Raw genomic sequence first — 24,422 nt, 5'->3', positions numbered from 1 at the left:
GGTACCTCACTGCGCGGGGGCGGTGTACAGGGGGAGGCGGGGGTCGACGGGCTGCCCGGGCCAGGTGGCGCGGATCCAGGCGTGGTCGGGGTGGTCGCGGATCAGCCAGGCGCGTTCGCCGTCGGGGCCGGCCATGACGTTGAGGTAGTACATGGGGTGGCCGGGCGCGGCGATGGACGGGCCGTGCCAGCCGTCCGGGACGAGGACGGTGTCGCCGTCGCGGACCTCGGCGAGGAGGTCGGTGTCCCGTCCGCGGCCGGACGGGGAGATCCGGTGGTAGCCGAGGCCGGGGCCGCCGCCGTCGCGGGCGGCGATCTCGAAGTAGTAGATCTCCTCCAGCCGCGACTCCTCGCCGGGGCGGTGCTCGTCGTGCTTGTGCGGCGGGTAGGAGGACCAGTTGCCGCCGGGGGTGAGGACCTCGACGGCGATGAGCCGGTCGCAGTCGAAGGTGTCGGCCGCGGCGAAGTTGTTGACCTGGCGGGAGCAGGTGCCGGTGCCGCGCAGTTCGACGGGGACGGCGGAGGCGGGGCCGCGGCGGACGGGCAGGCGGCGCTCGCAGCGGGCGCCGGCGAGGGCGAAGCGGCCGCCGCCGCGGGACGTGATCGTGACGTGGGTGTCGCGGGGGACGTACGCGAAGTCGGTGACGGCGCTGAACACGTCGGGGCGGCCGGCGAGGGGGAGGGTCCGCCCGTCGGCCGTGACGGTGCAGCCGCCGGCGAGCGGCAGCACGATCCACTCGGCGTCGCCGGTGTCGTACGCGTGCCGGCCGCCGGGCGGCAGGCGCAGGACGCGCAGCGCCGCGTGGCCCCAGCCGGCGGACGCGGGGCCGACGTCGACGGTGTACGGGCCGTTCGCGGCCGTACCGGCGGGCAGGTGGTGGCGGCTGGTCACGGGGGTCTCCCTCACAGTGGTGTGGCGGCGGCCAGCAGGGCGTCCACCTCGGCGGCGGTCGGCATGGCGGAGGAGCAGGCGAGCCGGGAGGCGACGAGGGCGCCGGCGGCGTTGGCGTACCGGGTGGTCCGTTCCAGGTCCCAGCCGGCGAGCAGCCCGTGGCAGAGGGCGCCGCCGAACGCGTCGCCCGCCCCGAGTCCGTTGACCACCTCGACCTCGACGGGCGGGACCTCGGCGGTGGTGCCGTCGCGGTGGACGGCGAGGACGCCGGCGGGGCCCTGCTTGACGACGGCGAGTTCGACGCCGGTGGCGAGGAGGGCGCGGGCGCAGGCGCGGGGTTCGCGGACGCCGGTGGCGATCTCGCACTCGTCGAGGTTGCCGACGGCGACCGTGGCGTGCCGCAGGGCCTCGGCGTAGCGGGCGCGGGCCTCGGCGGGGTCGTCCCAGAACGCGGGCCGCCAGTCGAGGTCGAGGACGGTGGTGCCGGCGCCGGCCCGGGCGCGCAGGGCGGCGAGGGTGGCGGTGCGGCTGGGTTCGGCGCTCAGTCCCGTGCCGGTCGTCCACAGGACGCGGGCGGCGCGCAGGGCGTCGTAGTCCAGTTCGCCGGGGTGGATCTCCAGGTCGGGGGCCTTGGGGCGGCGGTAGAAGTAGAGGGGGAAGTGGTCGGGCGGGAAGATCTCGCAGAAGGTGACAGGGGTGGGGAGGGCGTCGACGGGGGTGACCCAGCGGTCGTCGACGCCGAACTCCCGGAGCGCCTGGTGCACGTACGCGCCGAAGGGGTCGTCGCCGGTGCGGGTGACCAGGGCGGCGGACCGGCCGAGGCGGGCGGCGGCGACGGCGACGTTGGCGGCGGACCCGCCGAGGAACTTCCCGAACGTCTCGACCCGCGCCAGGGGCACGCCGGTCTGGAGGGGGTAGAGGTCGACGCCGACGCGCCCCAGGGCGATCAGGTCGAAGGGGCCGCCGGCGTCCCGGCTCGCGGTACCGGGGTCCGGCCCGGGGCCGGCAGCGGGGTCCGGGCCGGGACGGGAGGCGGCGGCCGGGCCGGGGCCGGTGGCGGCGGCCGGGCCGGAGGTGGCGGCGGCCGGATCGGGGCCGGTGGCGGCGGGTTCGGGCATGCGTGTCGCTCCTGGTGCCGGCGGGGCGGTCGGGGCCGGGGTGTCCCCAGGTGTCCTCCCCCGGGCCCGCCCCTCCCATCCCCCGGTCGCACGGCGGGGTGCCGGACAGATGGCCCAAACAGCGCTCGCGGCCCGGCATCATGCCGATATCGTCGGCGACCACCGCCGAACCGCCCGCACCAGACCGTCCGGCACCGCCCGGGCCCCGGGTGAAAGGACCGCGCATGGACACCGCCGGCACCCCGTCCCTCGACCGCATCAGGATCGGTTCCGCGCCGGACTCGTGGGGGGTGTGGTTCCCCGACGACCCCCTGCAGGTGCCCTGGGAGAGGTTCCTGGACGAGGTGGCCGAGGCCGGGTACGAGTGGATCGAGCTCGGCCCGTACGGCTACCTCCCGACCGACCCGGCCCGACTCTCGGACGAGACCGCGCGGCGCGGCCTGAGGGTCTCCGCCGGCACGGTCTTCACCTCCCTGCACCGCGGCCCGGCCGTCTGGGACGCCACCTGGGCGCGGGTGGGCCCGGTCGCGGAGCTGGCCCGGGCCATGGGCGCGCGGCACCTGGTGGTCATCCCGTCGTTCTGGCGGGACGACCGGACCGCCGAGATCGTCGAGCCGCCCGAGCTGAGCGCCGGGCAGTGGGCGGACCTCGCCCGCGGCACGGAGCGGCTGGGCCGCGAGGTGCGCGAGCGGTACGGCCTCGGCATCGTCGTCCACCCCCACGCCGACACGCACCTCGACACCGAGGAGCACGTCGAGCGGTTCCTCGACGCGACCGACCCCGACCTGGTCTCGCTGTGCCTGGACACGGGGCACTACGCGTACTGCGGCGGCGACAGCGTCAAGCTGATCGAGACGTACGGGGAGCGCATCGGCTACCTGCACCTCAAGCAGGTCGACCCGGCCGTCCTGGCGGAGGTCGTCGAGAACGGCCTCCCGTTCGGGCCGGCCGTGCGGCGCGGGGTGATGTGCGAGCCGCCGTCCGGCGTCCCCGCGCTCGAACCGGTGCTCGCGGCGGCGCAGCGGCTCGGCGTGGACCTGTTCGCCATCGTGGAACAGGACATGTACCCGTGCCCGCCGGACCGTCCGCTGCCGATCGCGGCGCGCACCCGCCGGTTCCTCCGCTCCTGCGGTGCCTGACCGGCAAACCCGCCACGACCCCCGATCCCCCCGACCTCCCGGACCCCGGGGAAGGAGACTCCCGACCATGACCCAGCGCGCAACGCTCGGCGTGGCCGTCGTCGGCGCCGGCCGGATGGGCGCCGACCACGTGCGCCGCATCGACCGGGTGATCAGCGGGGCGCGGGTGGCCGCCGTCGCGGACGTGGACGCCGAGCGGGCGAAGGCCGTCGCGGACGGTGTCGACGGCTGCGCGGCGTACACCGACCCGGCCGCCGCGATCGCCTCGCCCGACGTGGACGCCGTGCTCGTCGCCTCCCCCGGCCCGGCGCACGAGGCGGCGCTGGCGGCGGCGTTCCGGCGCGGGCTGCCGGTGCTGTGCGAGAAGCCGCTCACCCCGGACGCGGCGTCCGCGCTGCGGGTGCTGCGGGCGGAGGAGCGGCTGGGCAGGCGGCTGGTCCAGGTCGGTTTCATGCGGCGGTACGACGCCGAGTACCTGCGGCTGAAGGCGCTGCTGGACGACGGCGGGCTGGGGCGGCCGCTGATGCTGCACCACCGGCACCGCAACGCCTCCTCGCCGCCCTGGTTCACCGGCGAGATGCTCCTCGGCGACTCGGTGGTCCACGAGATGGACGTCACGCGGTGGCTGCTGGGGCAGGAGATCACGGCGGTGACGGTGCTGCGGCCGCGGCCGTCGGGGAACGCCCCCGAGGGCGTCGACGACCCGCAGTTCGTGGTCTTCGAGACGGACGGCGGCGCGCTCGCCGACGTGGAGGTCTACGTCAACTGCCGCTTCGGGTACCAGGTGCAGGCCGAGGCGGTGTGCGAGAACGGCACCGCGCGGATCGGCGACGTGCACGGGATGCTCGTCAACACGGCCGGCCGGTGGGGCGGGGTGATCGCGCCGGGGTTCGTGGAGCGGTTCGAGGAGGCGTACGACCGGCAGGTGCGGGCCTGGGTGGACGCCGCCCTGAGCGGTGAGGTCACCGGTCCGAGCTGCTGGGACGGGTACGCGGCGGCGGCCGTCTGCGAGGCGGGGCTCCGGGCGCGGGCGGAGGGCCGCCGGGTGGAGGTCGGGCTGGTGGAGCGGCCGGCCCTCTACCGCTGACGTACGCGGCCGGGCACCCGGCGGGCCGGGGGCCCGGCGCGTCGGGTGCCCGGGGCCGGGTCAGTACGGGCCGTTGACGTTGTCGATGGAGCCGTACCGGTCGGCGGCGTAGTTGCACGCGGCGGTGATGTTGGCGACCGGGTCGAACGGGTCCAGGGACGTGCCCGGCACGTGGTAGGCGCTGAACGTGGGGTCGATGACCTGGAGGAGGCCCTTGGAGGGCGTCCCGGCGGCGGCGTTCGAGTCCCAGTTGTTGATCGCGAGCGGATTGCCGGAGGACTCGCGCATGACGTTGCGGTGAATTCCGTCGTACGTTCCCGGAATTCCGTTGCGGGACATGATGTCCAGCGATTCCTTGATCCAGCCGTCGAGGTTGTCGGCGTACGACTTCACCGCGACGGGAGTGACCACGGCGCGGGCCGCGGAACGGTCGGCGCGCTCCGCGGTGGACGCCTTCGCGGTGGGCTTCTTCGCGGCCGGCGCCTTGGCGCCGACGGTGAGCTTCAGGCCGGGCCGAATGAGTGACGGGTCGTCACCGATGGCCTTCTTGTTGTCCTCGTACAGCTTCTTCCAGCCGCCGCTCACGGAATGGTCGTCGGCGATGCCGGACAGGGTGTCGCCGAGGGCCACGGTGTACGTCACGGGCTTGGCGGCCTTGTCGGCGGCGGTCGGCGCGGCGGCGGGCTTCCCGGCGACGGCGACCACGGCGGGCGCCGCGCTCGGCGCGGCGGTGGCGGTGGCGGCGCCGGTCAGGGGCAGGGCGAGGACGGCTCCGCCGGTGCTCGCGACGACGAGCCCACGGCTGAGGCGGCTGCTCTTGGGACGACGGTGCTTACCCTGTGCGGGCATGGGGCGTTCCTCTCCGACGCCTGCGAGGTGAGCTGTCGGGTTCGGACGGGAGATGTCCGGCCGCGGTCGCCCGCGACTTCACCCCTAGCCGCCCCGGATTCCGGGACGGCGACTTACCTGGTTCCCCCGCTCCTGCCGAGCGTGAATGTGTGAGTGCCGGAGTCCGGAAGGCGGCAGGATTCGGCGTTCCCTCCGGATTGACGGTGACCGTAAACGAAATCAAGCGGGCGGAACAAGGCCCGGAATTCCGGCCGGTGATCCATTGGAGGCCCGCTCGGGGGTGAATTCCGCGGCCCCGCACGGCGACCGGGGAATTCCGCCGTCCGCCCGCCGTGACCGACATCACGGATTACGGCTTCCGTGCGGACTCCCTCCTCGCACCCCAAAAGACCCCAGATGCACCCCATTTGCCGTAAATGCCTAAATGGAATCAAACGGACACAAGCCCTGAACCGCCGCCGTTCGGGTGACCGGAACGCCCGAACGGCGTCCGGGGCGGGCGAGAGCGGTTGCGTCCCCCACCCGAGCCCCGAGGGTGGGGGAAGGGGAATCGAGCGAAAAGGGGCGAAACGTGCAGAAAGCACCGACGAGGTCGTCACCGCGCCGGATTCTCGCGACCGCGGTCGCGCTGCTGGGACTGGCCGCGGTCGCGGCGACGGTCCCCGCGCCGGTGGCGCGGGCGACGCGGGCCGTGCCCGCCGCGCCCGCCCCCGGCTCGGTCATCGCCGACTGGGCCCGGCTGACGGCGCAGATCGTCGACTCCGGGGGCCGCCTGACCCCGCCGGAGGAGGCGGTCTGGCACGCCTTCGTCTCGGCGGGCATGTACAACGCGGTGGTCGGGATCGAGGGCCGCTACGAGCCGTACCGCTGGAACGGGCGGGCGCCCCGCACCGCCTCCCCCGTGGCCGCCGCCGCGACCGCCGCCCACGACGTGCTGCTGCACTACTTCCCGCAGGCGACGGCCCGGCTGAGGACCGCCCACGCCGCCTCGCTCGCCGCGGTGCCGGACGGGCCGGCGGAGGAGGCCGGGGTGGCGTTCGGCCGCCGCGCGGCCGCCCACATCGTCGCGTCGCGCCGGGGCGACGGCATCGGCGCCCCGGTCCCCTTCCCAGCCTCCACCGCCCCCGGCGTGTGGCGCCCCACGCCGCCCGATTACCGGCCCTTCGCCACCGCGTGGCTGGCGCGGCTGCGCCCGCTGCTCATCGACCGGCCCGAGCGCTTCCGCCCCGGTCCGCCGCCCCCGCTGACGTCCTCCCGCTACGCCGCCGACCTGAACGAGGTGAAGGCGTACGGCGCGAAGGACAGCCCGGTGCGCACCCCGGAACAGACCGCCACGGCGCGGTTCTTCACCAACCTCGACCTGCAGGGCGCCCTGGCGGACCGTGCCGCGCGGGACGGCCTCGACCTGGTCGACACGGCCCGCCTGTTCGCCGCCGTGAACACCGTCCAGACCGACGCCGTGATCGTCGCCTGGGACGCCAAGCTGCACTACGGCACCTGGCGCCCCATTACCGCGATCCGCGAGGCCGACCGGGACGGCAACCCGCGCACCCGCCCCGACCCCGCGTGGGAACCGCTCCTGGAGACCCCCGCCCACCCCGACTACCTCAGCGGGCACACCACCACCGCCGGCGCCCTGACCCGGACGCTGACGCTGCTGTCCGGCAGCCCGGACCTCGACCTGCGCATCACGTCGATCACCGCGCAGGAGACCCGCCACTACACCTCCGCCCGCGCCTACGACCGGGACTGCGTGGACGCCCGTACCTGGGCGGGCATCCACACCCGTACGGCGAACACGGTCGGCACGCGGGCGGGCCGGCAGGTGGCCGCCTGGGCGCTCGCCCGCCACTTCCGCCCGCTGGACGGCTGACCCGCGGGCGGCGCCGGCGGCCCGTCAGAGGACGGCGTCGAAGGCGTCCCAGTACCGGGCGACCTGCACGCGCGCCCGGAACGGCGCCGCCGCGTCCCCGGTGCCCGCGTACCGCCACATGACACCGGCCCCGTCGCGGGCGAGCAGCTCCGGGTGGCCGTCCGCCGTGACGTCGCCGTACGCCACGAGCACGTCGTAGACGTTCCAGCCGGTGCCGATCTGCCTGCGGGCCTGGAACGGGGCGCCCGGGTCGCCGGTGCCCCGGTGGAGCCACAGGACGCCGGAGCCGTCGCGGGTGAGCAGGTCGGCCTTCCGGTCGCCGGTGACGTCGAGACCGCCGGTCAGGGAGGAGTAGACGCCCCAGCCGGTGCCGACCTGGCGGCGGGCCTCGAAGGGCCGCGCCGGGTCGTCCGTGCCCGGGTAGAGCCAGAGCGCGCCCGAGCCGTCCACGGCCAGCAGGTCGTGGCGGCCGTCGCCGGTCAGGTCGCCGGCGCCGCGGATCGACCGGTAGACGCCCCAGCCGGAGCCGACCCGCACCGGCGGCCTGAGGGCGGTGTGCGTCCCGCCGGCGAGCTCGTGGTACCAGAGCACGCCGGACGCGTCGCGCGCCACCACGTCGCCGCCGCGGCCGCGGACGTCGATCGGCGCGAGCTTGGTGAGGCGGTCGTAGTGGCCCCAGCCCGTGCCCAGGCCCTTGCCCCACTCGACGTCCAGCGGCCCGCCCTCCCCGTGGTGGTGGCTGTAGGCGCGCAGGGCGCCGTTCCGGTCGCGGGCGAGGACGTCCCAGTCCATCGGCACGGGCTGGACGCCGGCCACGTCGAACCGCCCGGCGGCGGTGGCGTCGGAGGCCCCCGACGCGGAGGCGAAGCGGGCGTCCACGACGACGTGCCAGGAGGGCACGGTGTCGGACGCGGAGACCCGGTAGGCGAGGGTGTGCCGGCCCGCCGGCAGTTCGCAGCGCACCGCGCCGCCGAGCAGGTCGTGCGCCGGATAGGTGCACGGCTGCTCCGCGCCGTCCGGGGCGCCGACGGTCAGGCCGATGGTCCACTCGTCGCGCTGGCCCCAGGGCCGCTGGTCGTCGGCGGTGGCGAAGCCGAGGGTCAGCACGCCGCCCTCCGCCGCGTCGACCGTCACCGTGTGGACGGCCTGGCCGCCCCGGGCGAGTCCGGGCGTGGCGAGCGCCACGGAGCCGGCGGTGCCGTCCGCGGCGTGCGCCGCCGTTCCGCCCGCCCCCGCCAGCCCCGTGGCCAGCAGCGCCCCGGCCGCTCCCGCGACGCCCAGCCGGCGCCGTCCTTCACGCAGAATCGTCCGCATACCGCGGTCCCTCCCCGAACCTCGTGCACGACGTGACCGATGCCGTCGGCGCGCCCGGCGCGACCGACGCCTCGTCGCACCCTACCCGCGCGGGAGGGGCCGGCTGACGCCCGGTCAGGCGGCGGGGGCCAGGTCGGCCAGCCCGAACAGGAGGGCGTAGCCGCGGGGCAGGCCGGCGAGGATCCGCCGGGTGAGGTCGCCGCCCGCGTACGCGCCGACGACGGTCAGGACGGTGGAGGTGGCCCAGCGGGCCTCGGCGGGGGTGAGCGGCGCGAGGGCGCGGGCGACGCGCTCGACGAAGCCGGGCGCGGTGACGGGCTCCGTGACCGGGACCTGGGTGACGAGGAGGGCGCCGGCCTCGGCGGGCAGGACCCGTACCAGTTCGCAGCGCTCGTCGCCGACGACGTGCCCGCCCAGCACCGTCAGCACGGCCCGCAGGACGCGCTCCGCCTCCGCGTCGGAGTCGTAGCGGCCGGCGGTGCGAATGCGGTCCACGAGTTCCTGCCACGTCATGCCGGAAAGCCTTTCCTCCCCGGTCGCCCGCGCGGGGCGACCGTGTGTGTCGTCTGTGGTGGTCAGGCCGCCCGCGGGCGGCCGAAGAGAAGGTCGTACCCCGGGGGGAGCTGGAGCAGGACGCGCCGTACGAGGTCCTCGCCCGCGGCGTCGGCGACGACGCTCAGCACGGCGCCGGCGTCCCACTGGGCGGTCTCCTCGGTGGCTCCCTCGATCCACGCCGCGGTGGCGCGGGTGAACCGCTCCGGGGAGAGGGGTTCGGCGGCCTGGAGGGGGTTGAGCAGGATCAGCTCGAAGGTCTCCGGCAGCCGGGCCGCCAACTCGGCGCGCACCTCCCCGACGAGGTGCGCGCCGAGCAGGGCCAGGACGACCCTGGCGGCGCGCTCCGCCTCGTGCGGGGAGGTGTACTCGCCGCGCTCCCGGACGGCCTCCAGGAACGGCTCCCATCGCATCCGCATCATGTGCCCCTTCCGGCCGGCGGAGGACGGATTCCTCCGTCCTCCGCGTGCGCTGCGAGCGGGGTCGGGTCAGCTCCCGAGCTGCTTGCGCGAGCCGTCACCGAGGGCGCTGATGCTGATCTTGCGCGGCTTGGCGCGTTCGGCGATCGGGATGCGCAGGGTCAGCACCCCCGCGTCGTAGTCGCCCTTGATGTTCTCCACATCGAGGGTATCGGCCAGCATCACCTGGCGGGAGAAGACCCCCAGAGGGCGCTCGGACAGCTCCATCTGGACGCCCTCGGCCCTCGTCGGCGGCCGGCGCTCGGCCTTCACCGTCAGCATGTTCCGCTCGACGTCGACGTCGATGGCGTCGGGGTCCACGCCGGGCAGGTCGAAGGCGATCACGTACTCGTCGCCTTCGCGGTACGCGTCCATCGGCATCGCGGTGGGACGCGACCACGTCCCGGACGTGCCGAGGAGCCGCTGGGCGATCCGGTCGAACTCCTGGAACGGATCGGTGCGCATCAACATCGTGAAACACCTCCACTGGCTCGCTTGCTCCATGCCAATGCGGTCACCTGACTCCCGTTGTAACATGTCATCGCAACGATGACAAGCCATCCCGTCGTCGGAACGACGACGATGGAGGATCCCGTGGAGGAGGACCCGTGAGCGAAGCCGAGCAGCCGACGCCCCCCTCACCGGCCCCCGGCTCCTTCGTCGCCGCCGCGGCCGCGCTGAGCGCGATCGACGAGGCGATCCGCACGGCGCACGGGACCCCGGCGGGCGGGACCCCGGCGGACGGGGGGCCGCCCGGGCCGGGGAGCCCCTCGCCCGGCACGGAGGACGCCCTCGCGGCGCTGCTGCTGCTCAGGGAGGTGCGGCGGCGGCTGGCGGACTGGGAGCCCGCGCTCATCGAGACGGCCCGCTCGGCCGGCGCCAGCTGGGCCGACCTCGCCGGCCCGCTCGGCGTGGCCAGCCGGCAGGCGGCCGAGCGCCGGTACCTGCGCCTGCGGCCGGGCGGCGGCCCCGACGTGACGGGCGACCAGCGGGTCAAGGCGACCCGCGACCGGCGGGCCGCCGACCGGTCGGTGAGCGCGTGGGCCCGGCGCAACGCCGCGGACCTGCGGCAGCTCGCCGGGCAGATCACGGCGCTCGGCGACCTCGCCCGGCAGGCCCGGTCGCCGATCGGCCGGCTCACCGAGGCGCTCGCCGGGGACGACGCGGCCGGTCTCCTCGGCCCGCTCGCCGACACCGGCCCGCACCTGCGGGGCCGGCACCCGGAACTGGCCGCGCGGGTCGAGGACGTGACGCGGCGGACGGACGAGCTGCGCCGGGCCAGCGACCACGACCGGCGCTCCCTGGGCTGACCGCGGGCCCGCCGCCGGGGGCCCGCACGCGGGCCGACGCCTCCCCCGCCCGGCCGGGGAGGCGTCGGCCACTCGGGTGGCCGTGTGCCGCGACCGCCCGTGCCGCGCGCCCGGTGCCGCCGCCGGGACCTACCGTCGGCCGCATGCCAGGAGAGGTCCGGGAGGACGCCGTCCGCCACCGGCCGGTACCGGCCGGTGGGCGCGGCACCGGGACGGGTGCCGGACGCCGCGCGCCCGGCCGGGACCGCGGGCGCGGCAAAGCGCGCGGGCGCCGCGTGCCGCGCGGGCTGCGGGCGCTGCTCGTGCTGCCGCTGCTGGCCTCGCCGCTGGCGTCCTGCGGCTCCGGTGAGCACGCCGGGGTCCCCACGCTGAACTGGTACAACTTCCCCGACGACTCGGGGGCGCTGGACTCCGCCGCGCGCAACTGCACCCGCGCGGCGAAGGGCCGCTACCGGATCGTGTACCACAAGCTGCCCCGCACCGCGGACGGGCAGCGGCAGCAGCTGGTGCGCCGGCTGGCGGCCGAGGACGACTCGATCGACGTCATGGGCCTGGACGTCACGTGGGCCGCCGAGTTCGCCGAGGCGGGCTGGATCCTGCCGTGGACCGGTCGGACGCGCCGCCTCGCCGAGCAGGGCACCCTCCGGGTGCCGCTCCAGACCGGCACGTGGAAGGACCGGCTGTACGCGGTCCCGTACAACACCAACACGCAGCTGCTCTGGTACCGCGCCGACCTCGTCGACGAGCCGCCGCGCACCTGGGCGCAGATGCTGGACGCCGCCCGCCGGCTGGCCGCCGAGGGCAAACCGCACCTCGTCGAGATCCAGGGCGCCCAGTACGAGGGACTGACGGTCTGGTTCAACACGCTCGTGGCCAGCGCGGGCGGCTCCGTCCTCGACGCCGGGGCGACCGCCCCGTCGCTGGGGCGGCCGGCGGTCCGGGCGGCCACGATCATGCGGGACCTCGCCAGGTCCCCGGCGGCCGACCCGTCGCTGCCGAACCAGATGGAGGACCAGAACCGGCTGGCGATGGAGTCCGGGCGGGCGGCGTTCCAGCTGAACTACCCGTTCGTCCACCCGTCGATGAAGGCCAACAACCCGGAGCTGTTCCGGCACTTCCGCTGGGCGCCGTACCCGAGGGTGGACGCCTCGCGGCCCGCCAGGCCGACGATCGGCGGGATCAACCTCGCGGTCGGCGCGTACTCCCGCCACCCCCGGCAGGCGTTCGAGGCGGTGCTGTGCCTGCGCAACCGGGAGAACCAGATCGCGGCCGCCGTGGACGGCGGGCTGCCGCCGACGCTGCGGGAGCTGTACTCGGACGAGGAGTTCGTCCGGAACTACCCGTTCGCCGACGCCATCCGCCAGGCGCTGGAGAACGCGAGCGTCCGCCCCCGCACCCCCGCCTACCAGAACGTGTCCATCGTCATCGCCCACACGCTGTCCCCTCCCTCGGCGATCGACCCCCGTCGGTCCGTGGAGACCATCGAGGGCCAGATCGCCGACGCCCTCCAGTCGAAGGGGCTGATCCCGTGAGACCCGCGACGAGGGAACGGGCCGGGAGCGGCGCGCCGGTGCCGGGAGCGGCGGCCGCCGCGCGGCTCTCCGCGGGCGCGCGGCAGGAGCGCCGGCTCGGCTGGCTGCTGTGCGCGCCCGCCGTGCTGGTGATGGCGGCCGTGACGGCGTATCCGATCGGCTACGCGGTCTACCTGTCGCTGCAACGCTACGACCTGCGCTTCCCCGACCGGGCGGAGTTCGTGGGGCTGGGCAACTACGCGGCGGTGCTGTCGTCCCCGTTCTGGTGGGAGGCGTTCGGGGTGACGCTGTTCATCACCGTCGTGTCCGTCACGGTCGAGCTGGTGCTCGGGATGGCGCTGGCGATGGTGATGCACCGCACCGTCCTGGGGCGCGGCACGGTCCGCACGGCGGTCCTCGTCCCGTACGGCATCGTCACCGTCGTCGCCGCGTTCTCCTGGCAGTACGCCTGGACGCCCGGTACGGGGTACCTCGCCGCGCTGCTGCCGGCCGGCGAGGCGCCGCTGACGGAGCAGTGGCCGGCGCTGGGACTGATCATCCTGGCGGAGGTGTGGAAGACGACGCCGTTCATGGCGCTGCTGCTGCTCGCCGGGCTGGCGCTGGTGCCGGAGGAGACGCTGCGCGCCGCGATGGTGGACGGGGCGGGCGGGTGGCAGCGGTTCGTCCGGGTGACGCTGCCGCTGATGAAGCCGGCCGTCCTGGTGGCGCTGCTGTTCCGCACCCTGGACGCGTTCCGCGTCTTCGACAGCGTCTTCGTGCTGACGGCGGGCGCGCACGGCACCGGCTCGGTGTCGATCCTCGGCTACGACAACCTGTTCACCGCGCTCAACCTCGGCATCGGGTCGGCGGTCTCCGTGCTGATCTTCCTGTGTGTGGCGCTGATCGCCTTCGCTTTCGTCAGGCTGTTCGGGGCGGCCGCCCCCGGATCCGGGGAGGGTGGTCGCTGATGGCGCGTGCGGGGAAGCGGCATGCGGCCGGGTGGGCCGTCGCCAACGTCGTCGTCGTGGCGTACGCGCTGTTCCCGGTGTGGTGGATCGCGGCGCTGTCCTTCAAGGACCCCACGACGCTGACGGACGGCAACTTCGTCCCCGTGAAGTGGACGTGGGACAACTACCGGGGGATCTTCGAGACCGCGGAGTTCACCCGGGCGCTGGTCAACTCGATCGGCATCGCGCTGATCGCCACGGTCATCGCCGTGGCGCTGGGCACGATGGCCGCGTACGCGGTGGCCCGGCTGCGCTTCCCGGGCAAGCGGCTGCTGATCGGGCTGTCGCTGTTGATCGCGATGTTCCCGCCGATCTCGCTGGTGTCGCCGCTGTTCGACATCGAGCGGGCGCTGGGGCTGTTCGACACGTGGCCGGGGCTGATCCTGCCGTACATGACCTTCTCGCTGCCGCTGGCGATCTACACCCTGTCGGCGTTCTTCCGGGAGATCCCGTGGGACCTGGAGAAGGCGGCGAAGGTGGACGGGGCGACGCCCGCGCAGGCGTTCCGGCTGGTGATCGCGCCGCTGGCGGCGCCCGGGGTGTTCACGACGGCGATCCTGGTCTTCATCTTCTGCTGGAACGACTTCCTCTTCGCGATCTCCCTCACCTCGACGCAGTCGGCGCGGACGGTCCCGGCGGCGATCGCGTTCTTCACCGGCAGCAGCCAGTTCCAGCAGCCGGCCGGGTCGATCGCCGCCGCCGCGATGGTGATCACCGTGCCGATCATCGTCTTCGTGCTGCTGTTCCAGCGTCGCATCGTCGCCGGACTGACCTCGGGGGCCGTCAAGGGCTGACCGGCGGCCCGCCCGACCCCCACCCCTACGGCACCCCTCCAAGGAGCTCCCACCGTGGCCGAGATCGTGCTCGAGGGCATCACCAAGCGGTACCCGGACGGCGCCGTGGCCGTGCGGGACGTCGACCTGACCGTCGCCGACGGGGAGTTCGTCATCCTGGTGGGCCCCTCCGGCTGCGGGAAGTCCACGACCCTCAACATGATCGCGGGGCTGGAGGACATCTCCGAGGGCACGCTCCGCATCGGCGGGCAGGTCGTCAACGACAAGGCGCCCAAGGACCGCGACATCGCCATGGTCTTCCAGAGCTACGCCCTCTACCCGCACATGAGCGTGCGGGAGAACATGGGCTTCGCGCTGCGCCTGGCGAAGACCGACAAGGCGGTGATCCGGGAGAAGGTGGAGGAGGCCGCCCGCATCCTCGACCTCACCGAGCACCTGGACCGCAGGCCGGCGAATCTGTCGGGCGGCCAGCGGCAGCGCGTCGCCATGGGCCGCGCCCTCGTCCGCGCCCCCAAGGCGTTCCTGATGGACGAGCCGCTGTCCAACCTGGACGCGAAGCTGCGCGTGCAGATGCGCACCCAGATCTCCCGGCTCCAGCAGCGGCTCGGCACCACGACCGTGTACGTGACGCACGACCAGACCGAGGCGATGACGCTCGGGGACCGCGTGGTGGTGATGCGCGGCGGTGTCGTCCAGCAGGTCGGCACGCCCCAGCACCTGTACGACCAGCCGCGCAACCTGTTCGTGGCCGGGTTCATCGGGTCGCCCGCGATGAACTTCCTGCACGCCACGCTGGAGGAGGGCCTGCTGCGCACCGCGGTCGGGGACCTGCCGGTGGACGCGGGGCTGCGCGGGCGGCTGGAGCGGGCGGACGCGCCGCGGGACCTGATCGTGGGCCTGCGGCCGGAGGCGTTCGAGGACGCGGCGCTGGTGGACCCGGACCTGCCGGGCGCCCGGTTCACGGCGACGGTGGACGTCGTGGAGTCCCTGGGCTCCGACGTGTACGCCCACTTCACGGAGGAGGGCTGGGAGCCGGCGACGAGCGCGGACCTCGCGGAGCTGGCGGCGGACTCCGGGACGGCGGAGGCCGGGGGCGGCGGGCACCAGATCATCACCCGGCTCGGCACGACGACCCGGGTGCGGGAGGGCGGCCGGGCGGAGCTGTACGTCGACACCTCGGGCATGCACGTCTTCGATCCGCGGTCCGGCGCCAACCTCACCCGCCGCGAGGCGGCCGCGGACGGCCGCTGACGGCGCCCGGCCGACGGGAGCGGCCCCCGCCGACCCGTTCGGCATCTCATCCCACTAATGGCGTGGCCCCGTCAAGATCGCGTGGCGCGGTCTCCGCGAGCCCACATAACTGACGACGCCACCCCGCCCTCCCGGGTCGGGCGCGCCGGTGGAGCGCGTACGTCGCTCGCCCCTCACCGACCGATCGGAGTCCTCCGTGAGACTGTCCGCGCGCTGCGCATCCGCCGCCCTCCTCCTGCTGCTGCCGTTCGCGGCCGCCCCGGCCACCGCGGCCGATTCCGACACCGCACCGCGCCGCACCGCGCCCGCCCCCCTGCGTCCCGCGGCGGCGGGCGGGATCGACGGCCAGTACATCGTCACCCTCGAACCGACCGCGGCCTCCGCCCAGGTGGCCCGACTCGCCGGGGTCACCCCGCTGTTCTCGTACGACAAGGCGCTGCGCGGCTTCGCCGCGAAGCTGTCGCCGGCGCAGCTGTCGGACGTGCGGTCGATGCCGGAGGTCACGGCGGTCGAGCAGGACGCACGGGTCACCGCCGCCCCGGTCCCGGCGACGCGGGCCGTCGCGAACAGCTGGGGCCTGGACCGGATCGACCAGCCGTTCCTGCCGCTGAACGGCCAGTTCAACGTGAACACCACCGGTTCCGGCGTGTGGGCGTTCATCCTCGACACCGGCATCGACTACGGCCACCCGGAGTTCGCCGGCCGGGCGTACTACGGGTACGACGCGATCGGCGACGGGCGCAACGGCCAGGACTGCAACGGCCACGGCACCCACGTCGCGGGCACCGTCGGCGGCGCCTCCTACGGGGTGGCCCGCGAGGTGAGGCTGGTCAGCGTGCGGGTCCTCAACTGCCAGGGCAGCGGCTCCCTGTCCGGCGTCATCGCCGGCCTGGACTGGGCGGCGGGGAGCTCGGCCCGGCCCGCGGTGCTCAACGCCTCGCTCGGCGGCCCGCGCTCCGAGGCGGTCAACGCGGCGGCCACCGCCCTGTCCGACCGGGGCGTCCTGCCGGTCGTCGCGGCCGGCAACAGCTCCGTCGACGCGTGCGGCTTCTCCCCCGCCGGCGCGGCCCGGGTCATGACCGTCGGCGCCACCAACCACCTGGACCAGGAGGCGTCGTTCTCCAACTTCGGGCCCTGCCTGTCGATCTACGCGCCCGGCACGCAGATCAGGTCGGCCAGGCTGGGCGGCGGCAGCACCCAGCTGAGCGGCACGTCCATGGCCAGCCCGCACGTCGCCGGGGTGGCCGCCCTGTACAAGGCGCAGAACCCGTCCGCGTCGTCCGGCGCGGTCGCCGGGTGGATCGTCGAGCAGTCCGTGAAGGACGTCCTCACCGTGACCAAGAGCTCCCCGAACCGGCTCGTCCAGACCGGCGGCCTGTGAGCCGCCGCCCGCCTCCGGGCCTGCCCGCCCGCCGACCGGAGGCGGGCGGGCCCCTTACCGGGCGTCGTGACCGCGACCGGGCCCTTCGTCCGGTAGCGTCCGGCCGGTGAGCGTGCGATTCCAGGAGCTCGACTGGCGTCCGACCCCGATCGGCGAGATCAGCCTGCGGCGCCGCCGCGACCCGGTGTCGGGCGCGGACGTGTACGAGGTGAAGCTCGACGACGCGTACCTGATGTCGAGCCTCTTCACCGAGGGCGAGGTCGCGCTCGCCCGGCTCGGGCTCGCCGCGCTGGACGGCGCCGTCGGCCCGCTGGACGTCGCGGTGGGCGGCCTGGGCCTCGGGTACACCGCGCGGGCGGCGCTGGACGACGCGCGGGTGGGTTCCCTGGTGGTCGTGGAGGCGCTGGCGGAGGTCGTCGAGTGGCACGAGCGGCGGCTCGTCCCGCTCGGTGCGGCCCTGACCGGCGACCCCCGGTGCCGGTTCGTGCACGGGGACTTCTTCGCGCTGGCCGCGGGGCCGGACGGCCTGGACCCGCCGCGGCCGGGGCGCCGCTTCGACGCCGTGCTCCTGGACGTGGACCACTCGCCGCGCCGCGTGCTGCACCCGCGGCACGCGGCGCTCTACCGGCCCGCCGGGCTGCGGGCCCTCGCCGGGCACCTGCGGCCCGGCGGGGTCTTCGCCCTGTGGTCGGACGACCCGCCGGACGAGGCGTTCACCGCCGTGCTCGCCGGGGTGTTCGCGCGGGCGGAGGCCCATGTGGTGGCCTTCCCCCACCCGCTGCGGGGCGGCACGGCGGCGAACACCGTGTACGTGGCGCGCCTCGGTCCCTCCTGACCGGGGCCCGGTGGGCGGGGCGCCCCGCCCACCGGAGCGCGGGGCACCGGCGCGGCCCCCTCCGGGAGCCGGGTGCCCCTCCGGCTCACGCGCCCCGCAGGTGGCCGAGGACCGTGCGCACGGCCTGCTCCACGGCCCCGCGGGTCTCGTCCGTGTGGTCGACGGTCTCGAAGCCGTGGCGCGCGCCCGGTACGTCGACCACCTCGACGGCCGCCCCGCAACCGGCCGCGGTGGCGAGGAACTCCTCGACGGTCGCCGCGATCTCGGGCCGTTCGCGCTCCACGCGGGTCACCACGAGCGGCAGCCGGCCGGCCGTGCGGACCGCGTCGGCGGGCCGGAAGCGCGACCCGGTCATCCCCCAGGCGGACATCGGCGCGAACAGCGGGTACGTCGCGGCCACGCAGCGCAGCCACGGCGGTGGCGCGGCGATCCACTGCGCGGACAGCAGCGCGCCGGCGGAGAAGAACCACAGCGCGACCCGGCCGGCGTCGACGCGCGGGTCGGCCCGTACGAGGGCGACGGCGTCGGCGACGTCCTCGGCGGCGCGCGCGTAGTCGGCGATGTCGTGCAACCGGTGGTCGAGGGTGACCCCGACGGCGCCGAGGCCGGCGACGTACCCGGCGTAGCCGGTGAAGGCGGGCCAGTCGCGCGGGGTCGGGCGCACTCCTGCGGGCACGGGGCCGCCGTGCACGAACACCACCGCCGGCAGGGGCCGCCCGGGTCCGGCGCCGTCGGGGAGGTACAGGTCGACGGCGCCGTGCCGTTCGCGGTGCCGCTCGGGCACGTCCAGCAGGAACGGCCGCAGGTGCGGCGGCGGTTCGGCCCCGGCGGGGGTCAGCCGGTGGCCCTCGCCGGCGGCCGCGCCGAGCAGGGCGTCCGCGAGCTCCCCGGGCATCGACAGCATCGGCCAGTGGCCGGTGGCGAGTTCGAAGAACGTCACCCGGGGGTCGGCGAGCGCCTGGAGCCGGGGGTCGCCGAGGTCGACGAGTCCCTGGACCGTCTCGATGCCGGCTCCGCCGGCGCTGCAGAGCACCCCGGTCGTCGGCACCCGCGCGGCCGCGCCGGTCAGCCGGAGCGGCGCGGTGAGGGTGCGCGGCGGCTGCGGCACGGCCAGCCGGGTGAGCCGCTCCAGGGCGGCCGCGGGGACGCCCTCGGTGCTGCCCCAGCGGCCCCACGCGTCGGGCGTCGCGGGCGGCGCCACCGGCTCGTCCCCGGCGTCCGGCCGCAGCAGCCGCTCGCGCACCTCCCCGTCGGGGAGCAGCTTCAGCGCCGGGTCGCCGTCCTGCGGCATGCCCGCGTCCAGGTGGACGACCCGGGCGGTCCTTCCGGGGCGCAGGTCGGCGGCGCCGAGCACGGGGTGGATGCCGTATCCGTGCCCGACGAGCACGACCCGCTCCGCGGCGGCCCCGTCGACGAGCCGCACCACGTGCCGGACGTGGGCGTCCAGGTCCGTGCCGGGGTCCGCCGGGAGGGCCGCCGCGTGCACCTCGGCGCCCGCCTCCCGGAGCCGGCCGGCCACCTCGTCCCAGATCCACCCGCCGGTGAAGACTTCCCCCACCAGTACGAACGCCGTCATGAGTCCTCCTCGTCCTCGCTTCGCACCGCACGCTAGGAGCTCCCCCTGGGGGAGATTCAAGGAGGTCCGGGGCGCGGAAAACCCGGTGCCGCGCGTCCGGGCCGCTCACTACACTCGCGGTGCGCGCCGCCGGCACACCGCCGCGACGCGCCGCCGCGTGTGACCGGACGACGAGTGAAGGGGGCCCGACCGTGCGAGACCGCACCGCTGTCGCCCCCTGGTCGCGGTACGACGTGATCCCGGTGTCCTCGTAGGCCCGGTGCCCGCTGCGCGGCCGGCACCGGCCGTTCCGTGACGAGACGCCACCCCTCCCCGCCCCACCCGGCCGTTCCGCCGGGGCCGCTCCGGCCCGCCGGCGAGCCGTGCGGGCGCGAGGGCCGCCCGGCCGTGCCCGGGCGCGTCCGCCACGGGTGATCGCGCCGCCCACGACACGCTTCACCGGCAGAAAGGCCACGGGCCGTGCGTACCGACCCGCGACACCCCTCCCCCACCCCCCTGACCGCCGTGCGGAACCTCGGCGTCCTCGCCCACGTGGACGCCGGGAAGACCACCGTGACGGAGCGGATCCTGTACCTGACGGGCGCCGTCCACAAACGGGGCGAGGTCCACGACGGGACGACCGTCACCGACTTCGACGCGCAGGAACGCGACCGGGGCATCACCATCTTCGCGGCGGCCGTGAGCTGCGTCTGGGACGGCCACCGCGTCAACCTCATCGACACCCCGGGCCACGTCGACTTCTCCGACGAGGTGACGCGCTCCCTGCGCGTCCTCGACGGGGCGGTCGCCGTGTTCGACGCGGTCGCCGGCGTGGAGCCGCAGAGCGAGGCCGTGTGGCGGGAGGCCGACCGGCACGGGGTGCCCCGCATCGCGTTCGTCAACAAGATGGACCGGGCGGGCGCGGACCTCGACGCGGCGGTCGCGTCGATCAGGGAGCGGCTCGCCGTGGTGCCGCTGGTGGTACAGCTGCCGATCGGGCGCGAGGACGGCTTCACCGGCGTCGTCGACCTGCTGCGGATGCGGGCCCTGGTGTGGGGCGAGGGCCGCGACGGGTACGAGGAGGCGCCCGTGCCCGAGGAGTTGCGGGACGAGGCGGCACGGCGGCGCGCGCTGCTGGAGGAGGCCGTGGCGGAGCTGCACCCGGCCGCGCTGGAGGAGTTCTGCGCGCGCTCGGCGCTCCGCGCGGACACGCTGGCGGCGGCGCTGCGCGACCTGACCCGCGACGGTGGGGGCGTCGTGGTGCTGTGCGGCGCGGCGTACCGGGACCGGGGCGTCGAGCCGCTGCTGGAGGCCGTGGTGGCGTACCTGCCGTCGCCCCGGGACGTGCCGCCGGTGCGGGGCGCGTGGGGCGGCGCGGTGGAGGAGCGGGCCGCCGACCCGGCGGCGCCGTTCGCCGCGCTGGCGTTCAAGGTGCAGTCGACGGCGACGGGCCGGCTGACGTACCTGCGCGTCTACTCGGGCACGTTGCGGAAGGGGGACTCCGTGCTGGACGCGGGCGGGCGGCGCACCGAGCGGATCGGCCGGATCCTGCGGGTGCAGGCGGACCGGCACGCGGAGACGGAACAGGCGGTCGCCGGTGACATCGTCGCCGTGGTCGGGCTGAGGTCGGCGCGCGCGGGGACGACGCTGTGCGCGCCCCGGGCCCCCCTGGTGCTCGAACCGCCCGGTGCAGCCGAGCCGGTGGTGTCGGTCGCGGTCGAGGCCCGGCGCGCCCCGGACGCGGAACGGCTGGCGGTGGCGCTGGCGCGGCTCGCCGAGGAGGATCCGTCGCTGGTCGTGCGGAGCCATCCGGAGACCGGGCAGACCCTGCTGTCGGGCATGGGCGAGCTGCACCTGGAGGTCGCGGTGGAGAAGGTCCGCCGCGCCCACGGGCTGGAGGTCGCCGTGGGCCGGCCCCGCGTGTCGTACCGGGAGACGGTCGTCCGGGGCGTGTCGGGGCTGGTGTACCGGCACGTCAAGCAGGACGGCGGCGCGGGCCAGTTCGCGCACGTCGTGCTGGACGTGGAGCCGCTGGAGGTGCCGCCCGGGTCGACCGGGGGGTTCGCCTTCCGGTCGGTGGTCACCGGGGGCCGGGTGCCGCAGGAGTTCGTCCGCGCGGTGGAGGCGGGCTGCCGGGACGCGCTGGCCGAAGGCCCGCTCGGCGGCCATCCGGTGACCGGGCTGCGGGTGACGCTGACGGACGGGGCGACGCACTCCAAGGACTCCTCGGAGACGGCGTTCCGCGCGGCCGGCCGCTTCGGGCTCCGCGAGGCGCTGCGCTCCGCCGGGCTGGCGCTGCTGGAACCGGTGGCCCAGGTCACGGTGACGGTGCCCGACGACGCGGTGGGCGGGGTGCTCGGCGACCTGGCGGCGCGGCGCGGCCGGGTCACCGGCTCCACGGCGCGGGCCGGTACGACGGTGGTGGCGGCGACGGTGCCGCTGGCCGAGCTGTTCGGCTACGCGACCCGGCTGCGCGGCCGCACGCAGGGGCGGGGCACCTTCACCGCCCGCCCCTCGGGCCTCGCCCCCGTACCGGCGGGGGTGTCGGACCGCCTCCTGGCCCGGTAGCCCCCGGCCCCGCCCGCCCGCGCGGGCGGGGCCCCGCCGTCCGGCTCAGCGGCGGACGCGCCAGTCGAAGGAGATCCTCAGGGTGTCCGCGACGGCCGGGTCGCGGACGGCGTCCGTGCGGTCCTCGACCGTCACGGACAGCCTGTGCGCGCGCAGGTCGCCGGGGCGCAGGCCCAGTTCCGTGACGCGCACCTCGGTGCGGCCCGCCAGGCGGGGCAGTTCGCGGCCGTCCAGGGACCAGCGGACGGTGAGCCGGTGGCCGTCGGCGGCGGTGAGGCGGGGGACGGCGATCCTCGCCGCCCGGTCGCCGCGCAGCGTCGTGCCGGCGGGGGTGAGGGCGGTGGCCGGCCTGGCGTGGCGGTAGAAGCCCGCGATCATCGCCTCGACGCCGGGCAGGTTGAACGGCTTGTCCAGGACCCGCATGAGGGAGTTGTCCGTGGGCCGGTACAGCCCGGTGGTGAAGTAGCCGCCGCCCTCGTACGCGCCGACCGTGCCGCCGTCCGGCGACTCCTCGCCCAGCCAGCGGTACCACTTGGCGCGCCGCTCGGCCAGGCGGGCGGCGTCGAGGGTCGAGACGTTGGGGTCGGCGGGCTCCTTGCCGGTGTACCGCTCGTAGCCGGGCGTGCCGGGGTGGAAGTACTCGTCGGCGAGGCCGCCGAGCGAGTGGCCGGTCTCGTGGACGGCGACCTGGCCGGACTTCTCGTTGCCCGCGGAGGCCGTGGAGATGCCCGCGTACCCGAGGGTCTGGCTGGGCTCGTTGTAGCCGGCGCCGCCGTACTTGGCGCTGTTGGCGAGGACGAGGACCAGGTCCGCCTCCGGGGCGAGCGCCGCGTACGCGTCGACCTTGTCCTGGTCGACGCAGAGGAGCCGCTCGATGTCGCCGCACCAGAAGAAGGAGCCGAGCGCGGTGTCGCGCACGGTGGTCCGGTCGGGGTCGCCGGTGACGCCGGACTCGCGGGAGACGGCGTCGACGGTCCAGACGTTGAACAGGCCCTGGTACGTCGTGTAGGGCTCGACCGCGGCGATCTCGGCCCACTTGGCACGGGCGTCGGCGTGGAAGCGCGGCAGTTCGCCGGCGGTGTAGCCGTCGCCGATGACGACGACGTCCAGCCGGTCGGCGGTGGGGCCGTTGTCGACGGCCTTGGTGACGGTGCCGTCGACGCGGGCCTGGGCCTCGGAGAGCCGGGACGCGGGCCGGTCGTGGCCGGCGGCGGGGACCAGGACGTGGCCCGAGCCGGCGACGGTGCCGTGCTCGGGTCCGGGCACCTCCACCTCCACCCGCTCGGCCGGCGCGGCCGGCTGCGCGGGTCCGGCGGCGGCGGTGCCGGGTCCGGCGGCGAGGGCGGCGGTGACGGCCGCGGCCACACCGGCGGCCGTCAGCGTTCTGCGCAGGGGAGAGGGGCGCACGGGGCCTCCTGGCGACGAGGGGTCGGGACGGGGGTTAAGCGGAGAATTAAATGCGATGAACAGGTCGCTTAAGGTAGGGGTGCGCACGGTGGCTGCGCAATGGCCAGGAGCCCCTGGATACTGGGGAGTTCGAGCGACCAGGGGGTTTCGATGGACGAACCGGCCGAGATCGGCCGCCGCGTTCAGCGGCTGCGTACCGAACGGGGTCTGACGCAGCGGCAGCTGGCGGAGCCCTCCTACACGGCGGCGTACGTCTCGACGCTGGAGTCGGGGCGGGTGCGCCCCTCGGAGACGGCGCTGCGCTTCCTCGCCGGGCGGCTGGGCACGTCGTACGAGGAGCTGACCACCGGCCGCCCCGCCCGCCTCGCCACCGAGCTGCGGCTCGCACTGACCGACGCCCAGCGGGCGCTCGCCACCGGCTCCGCCGACGAGGCCGCCGAGCGGTACCGGCGGCTGCTCGCCGACGCCGAGCGGCACGGCCTGGCCGCCGAGCGGGCGGAGGCGCTGCTCGGGCTCGGCGACTGCGCCCTGGAGACCGGGGACCTCGCGGACGCCGGACGGCACTTCACCGCGGCGGAGCGGCTGCTGGCCGGCGAACCGCTCCCGCGCCGGGCCCGCGCGGTCCGGGGGCGGGCCGTCGCCCACCTGCTTGCCGGGGAACTGCGGTACGCCTGCTACCTGCTGGAGTCCGCCATCGACGAGCTGACCGGCAGCGGCCTCGCCGACCCGGAGGCCCTGGTGATGCTGTACGCGGCGGCCATCGGGCCCTACATCGACATGGGCGCGCACGCCCGCGCGGCGCACGCGGCGGAGCTGGCGCTCGCCCTGGCGCCGCGGGTCGACGACCCGGCCCTGGTGGCGGGGATGCACCGGCAGGTCGCGCGGACGTTCCTGGCGGAGGGGCGTACGGCCGACGCCGACGCGTCGCTCGCGAAGGCCCAGGCGATGTACCGGCAGCTGCGGCTGGGGACCGACCTGGCGCACTGCCACTGGATGCGCGGCTACGTCAAGGCGCAGAGCGGCGAACTGGACGCCGCGGAGAGGGAGTTGCGTACGGCACGGGAGATGCTGGCGGCCCGCCGGGCGGCGCTCTACACCGCGCAGGTGGAGGTGGAGCTGGCGGACGTGCTGCGGCGGCTCGGCCGGTACGACGAGGCCGCCGGGCTGCTGTCGGCGGTGCTGGACCTGGACGACGGGCGCGGCGCCGTGCACGCGGGCGGCGCCCACCGGCTGCTGGGGCTCATCGCCGAGGAGCGCGGCGACGCCGAGGCCGCCGAGGAGCACTACGTCCTGGCGCTCGGCCTGCTGGAGCGGAGCGGGGCGTCGGGCGACCTCGCGGACCTGTGCCGGCTGCTGGGCGACCTGCTGCGCCGTACGGGCCGGGTCGAGGCGGCCCTGGACGCGTACCGCACCGGGCTGGGCCACCGGGCCGCGCCGGGCACGACGACCCTGGGGCCGGCGCCCGCCGCGCCGCCGTTCCGCACGGGTGGGGGCGGGCACCCGGCCTGATCCGGGTCCTCAC

General features: G+C 75.7%; 21 protein-coding genes and 1 riboswitch. Of the genes, 12 read left to right on the top strand and 9 right to left on the bottom strand.

Going from position 1 to position 24,422, the window contains the following annotated elements; all coding sequences use genetic code 11:
• Positions 1–6: 6 nt before the first annotated feature.
• Entirely contained in the window at positions 7–891 is an 885-nt protein-coding gene (gene iolB / locus IE106_RS04815) for a 5-deoxy-glucuronate isomerase (protein ID WP_189530176.1), read from the bottom strand.
• 11 nt (positions 892–902) lie between these two features.
• The gene (iolC, locus tag IE106_RS04810) at positions 903–2,009 is read right to left on the bottom strand and encodes a 5-dehydro-2-deoxygluconokinase (protein WP_189530174.1); all 1,107 of its coding nucleotides are present in this window, start codon (positions 2,007–2,009) and stop codon (positions 903–905) included.
• A gap of 224 nt (positions 2,010–2,233) precedes the next feature.
• Here iolC and IE106_RS04805 point away from each other — a divergent pair, with 224 nt between their 5' ends.
• Entirely contained in the window at positions 2,234–3,148 is a 915-nt protein-coding gene (locus IE106_RS04805; protein WP_189530172.1) for a sugar phosphate isomerase/epimerase family protein, read from the top strand.
• 67 nt (positions 3,149–3,215) lie between these two features.
• Positions 3,216–4,235 (top strand): Gfo/Idh/MocA family protein, encoded by a 1,020-nt coding sequence (locus tag IE106_RS04800; RefSeq protein ID WP_189530170.1) that lies wholly within the window; start codon positions 3,216–3,218, stop codon positions 4,233–4,235.
• 60 nt (positions 4,236–4,295) lie between these two features.
• Here the strand turns inward: IE106_RS04800 and IE106_RS04795 are convergent, their stop codons facing one another.
• On the bottom strand, positions 4,296–5,084 hold the full coding sequence (locus IE106_RS04795) for a transglycosylase SLT domain-containing protein (RefSeq protein ID WP_189530168.1): 789 nt from the start codon (positions 5,082–5,084) through the stop codon (positions 4,296–4,298).
• A 4-nt stretch (positions 5,085–5,088) separates the two neighbouring features.
• Positions 5,089–5,236: riboswitch (cyclic di-AMP (ydaO/yuaA leader) on the bottom strand.
• 419 nt (positions 5,237–5,655) lie between these two features.
• Here IE106_RS04795 and IE106_RS04790 point away from each other — a divergent pair.
• Entirely contained in the window at positions 5,656–6,957 is a 1,302-nt protein-coding gene (locus tag IE106_RS04790) for a vanadium-dependent haloperoxidase (protein ID WP_229840043.1), read from the top strand.
• A gap of 24 nt (positions 6,958–6,981) precedes the next feature.
• Here the strand turns inward: IE106_RS04790 and IE106_RS04785 are convergent, their stop codons facing one another.
• The 4 genes from IE106_RS04785 to IE106_RS04770 form a co-directional block, all read right to left on the bottom strand.
• The gene (locus IE106_RS04785) at positions 6,982–8,271 is read right to left on the bottom strand and encodes an FG-GAP repeat domain-containing protein (protein ID WP_189530166.1); all 1,290 of its coding nucleotides are present in this window, start codon (positions 8,269–8,271) and stop codon (positions 6,982–6,984) included.
• A 114-nt stretch (positions 8,272–8,385) separates the two neighbouring features.
• A complete protein-coding gene (locus IE106_RS04780) occupies positions 8,386–8,784 on the bottom strand; it encodes a DUF2267 domain-containing protein (RefSeq protein WP_189530164.1) in 399 nt (132 codons plus the stop codon).
• A gap of 62 nt (positions 8,785–8,846) precedes the next feature.
• Positions 8,847–9,242: a DUF2267 domain-containing protein gene (locus IE106_RS04775; RefSeq protein WP_189531126.1), complete on the bottom strand. Its 396-nt coding sequence runs from the start codon at positions 9,240–9,242 to the stop codon at positions 8,847–8,849.
• A gap of 69 nt (positions 9,243–9,311) precedes the next feature.
• On the bottom strand, positions 9,312–9,752 hold the full coding sequence (locus IE106_RS04770) for an Hsp20/alpha crystallin family protein (RefSeq protein ID WP_189530162.1): 441 nt from the start codon (positions 9,750–9,752) through the stop codon (positions 9,312–9,314).
• A gap of 137 nt (positions 9,753–9,889) precedes the next feature.
• Between IE106_RS04770 and IE106_RS04765 the strand changes: the two genes are divergently transcribed.
• The 7 genes from IE106_RS04765 to IE106_RS04735 all read left to right on the top strand — a co-directional run bounded on the left by IE106_RS04765 (position 9,890) and on the right by IE106_RS04735 (position 17,370).
• Positions 9,890–10,591 carry a type III effector protein gene (locus IE106_RS04765; protein WP_189530160.1) on the top strand — a complete coding sequence of 234 codons (702 nt, stop codon included), beginning with the start codon at positions 9,890–9,892 and terminating at the stop codon, positions 10,589–10,591.
• Between the two features lie 143 nt (positions 10,592–10,734).
• A complete protein-coding gene (locus IE106_RS04760) occupies positions 10,735–12,123 on the top strand; it encodes an ABC transporter substrate-binding protein (RefSeq protein ID WP_189530158.1) in 1,389 nt (462 codons plus the stop codon).
• Between the two features lie 38 nt (positions 12,124–12,161).
• Entirely contained in the window at positions 12,162–13,070 is a 909-nt protein-coding gene (locus IE106_RS04755) for a carbohydrate ABC transporter permease (protein ID WP_189531124.1), read from the top strand.
• Positions 13,070–13,903 carry a carbohydrate ABC transporter permease gene (locus IE106_RS04750; RefSeq protein ID WP_189530156.1) on the top strand — a complete coding sequence of 278 codons (834 nt, stop codon included), beginning with the start codon at positions 13,070–13,072 and terminating at the stop codon, positions 13,901–13,903. The genes IE106_RS04755 and IE106_RS04750 overlap by 1 nt, the downstream gene beginning before the upstream one ends.
• 54 nt (positions 13,904–13,957) lie before the next feature.
• A complete protein-coding gene (locus tag IE106_RS04745) occupies positions 13,958–15,154 on the top strand; it encodes an ABC transporter ATP-binding protein (RefSeq protein WP_189530154.1) in 1,197 nt (398 codons plus the stop codon).
• A gap of 196 nt (positions 15,155–15,350) precedes the next feature.
• Complete coding sequence (locus IE106_RS04740) at positions 15,351–16,535, top strand: S8 family peptidase (protein ID WP_189530152.1); 1,185 nt, start codon at positions 15,351–15,353, stop codon at positions 16,533–16,535.
• Positions 16,536–16,641: 106 nt separating this feature from the next.
• Positions 16,642–17,370 (top strand): class I SAM-dependent methyltransferase, encoded by a 729-nt coding sequence (locus IE106_RS04735; RefSeq protein ID WP_189530150.1) that lies wholly within the window; start codon positions 16,642–16,644, stop codon positions 17,368–17,370.
• 85 nt (positions 17,371–17,455) lie between these two features.
• Here IE106_RS04735 and IE106_RS04730 read toward each other — a convergent pair whose 3' ends face one another.
• A complete protein-coding gene (locus IE106_RS04730) occupies positions 17,456–18,946 on the bottom strand; it encodes a dienelactone hydrolase family protein (protein ID WP_189530147.1) in 1,491 nt (496 codons plus the stop codon).
• A gap of 459 nt (positions 18,947–19,405) precedes the next feature.
• Here IE106_RS04730 and fusA point away from each other — a divergent pair, with 459 nt between their 5' ends.
• Positions 19,406–21,493, top strand: a complete 2,088-nt coding sequence (gene fusA, locus IE106_RS04725) for an elongation factor G (RefSeq protein WP_189530145.1) — start codon at positions 19,406–19,408, stop codon at positions 21,491–21,493.
• Between the two features lie 45 nt (positions 21,494–21,538).
• On the opposite strand, the gene IE106_RS04720 is transcribed toward fusA, so the two are convergent.
• Positions 21,539–22,900 carry a M64 family metallopeptidase gene (locus IE106_RS04720; protein ID WP_229840041.1) on the bottom strand — a complete coding sequence of 454 codons (1,362 nt, stop codon included), beginning with the start codon at positions 22,898–22,900 and terminating at the stop codon, positions 21,539–21,541.
• Between the two features lie 150 nt (positions 22,901–23,050).
• Here IE106_RS04720 and IE106_RS04715 point away from each other — a divergent pair, with 150 nt between their 5' ends.
• Positions 23,051–24,409, top strand: coding sequence for a tetratricopeptide repeat protein (locus tag IE106_RS04715; protein ID WP_189530143.1), 1,359 nt, complete (start codon positions 23,051–23,053; stop codon positions 24,407–24,409).
• The last annotated feature ends 13 nt before the right edge of the window (positions 24,410–24,422 follow it).

This window comes from Streptomyces roseolilacinus (genome assembly GCF_014649335.1).
GTDB classification, from domain to species: Bacteria; Actinomycetota; Actinomycetes; order Streptomycetales; family Streptomycetaceae; genus Streptomyces; species Streptomyces roseolilacinus.
Note: the sequence above shows the minus strand (reverse complement) of the source record. Positions and strands in the feature narration are given on the sequence as shown.

Excerpts from the sequence above, each read along its gene's own strand:
- IE106_RS04770 (WP_189530162.1), bottom strand. The coding sequence starts at position 9,752 with ATGTTGATGCGCACCGATCCGTTCCAGGAGTTCGACCGGATCGCCCAG.
- IE106_RS04715 (WP_189530143.1), top strand. The coding sequence starts at position 23,051 with ATGGACGAACCGGCCGAGATCGGCCGCCGCGTTCAGCGGCTGCGTACC.
- IE106_RS04775 (WP_189531126.1), bottom strand. The coding sequence starts at position 9,242 with ATGCGGATGCGATGGGAGCCGTTCCTGGAGGCCGTCCGGGAGCGCGGC.
- IE106_RS04805 (WP_189530172.1), top strand. The coding sequence starts at position 2,234 with ATGGACACCGCCGGCACCCCGTCCCTCGACCGCATCAGGATCGGTTCC.
- IE106_RS04800 (WP_189530170.1), top strand. The coding sequence starts at position 3,216 with ATGACCCAGCGCGCAACGCTCGGCGTGGCCGTCGTCGGCGCCGGCCGG.
- iolC (WP_189530174.1), bottom strand. The coding sequence starts at position 2,009 with ATGCCCGAACCCGCCGCCACCGGCCCCGATCCGGCCGCCGCCACCTCC.
- IE106_RS04730 (WP_189530147.1), bottom strand. The coding sequence starts at position 18,946 with ATGACGGCGTTCGTACTGGTGGGGGAAGTCTTCACCGGCGGGTGGATC.
- IE106_RS04785 (WP_189530166.1), bottom strand. The coding sequence starts at position 8,271 with ATGCGGACGATTCTGCGTGAAGGACGGCGCCGGCTGGGCGTCGCGGGA.
- IE106_RS04780 (WP_189530164.1), bottom strand. The coding sequence starts at position 8,784 with ATGACGTGGCAGGAACTCGTGGACCGCATTCGCACCGCCGGCCGCTAC.
- IE106_RS04750 (WP_189530156.1), top strand. The coding sequence starts at position 13,070 with ATGGCGCGTGCGGGGAAGCGGCATGCGGCCGGGTGGGCCGTCGCCAAC.
- IE106_RS04760 (WP_189530158.1), top strand. The coding sequence starts at position 10,735 with ATGCCAGGAGAGGTCCGGGAGGACGCCGTCCGCCACCGGCCGGTACCG.
- IE106_RS04795 (WP_189530168.1), bottom strand. The coding sequence starts at position 5,084 with ATGCCCGCACAGGGTAAGCACCGTCGTCCCAAGAGCAGCCGCCTCAGC.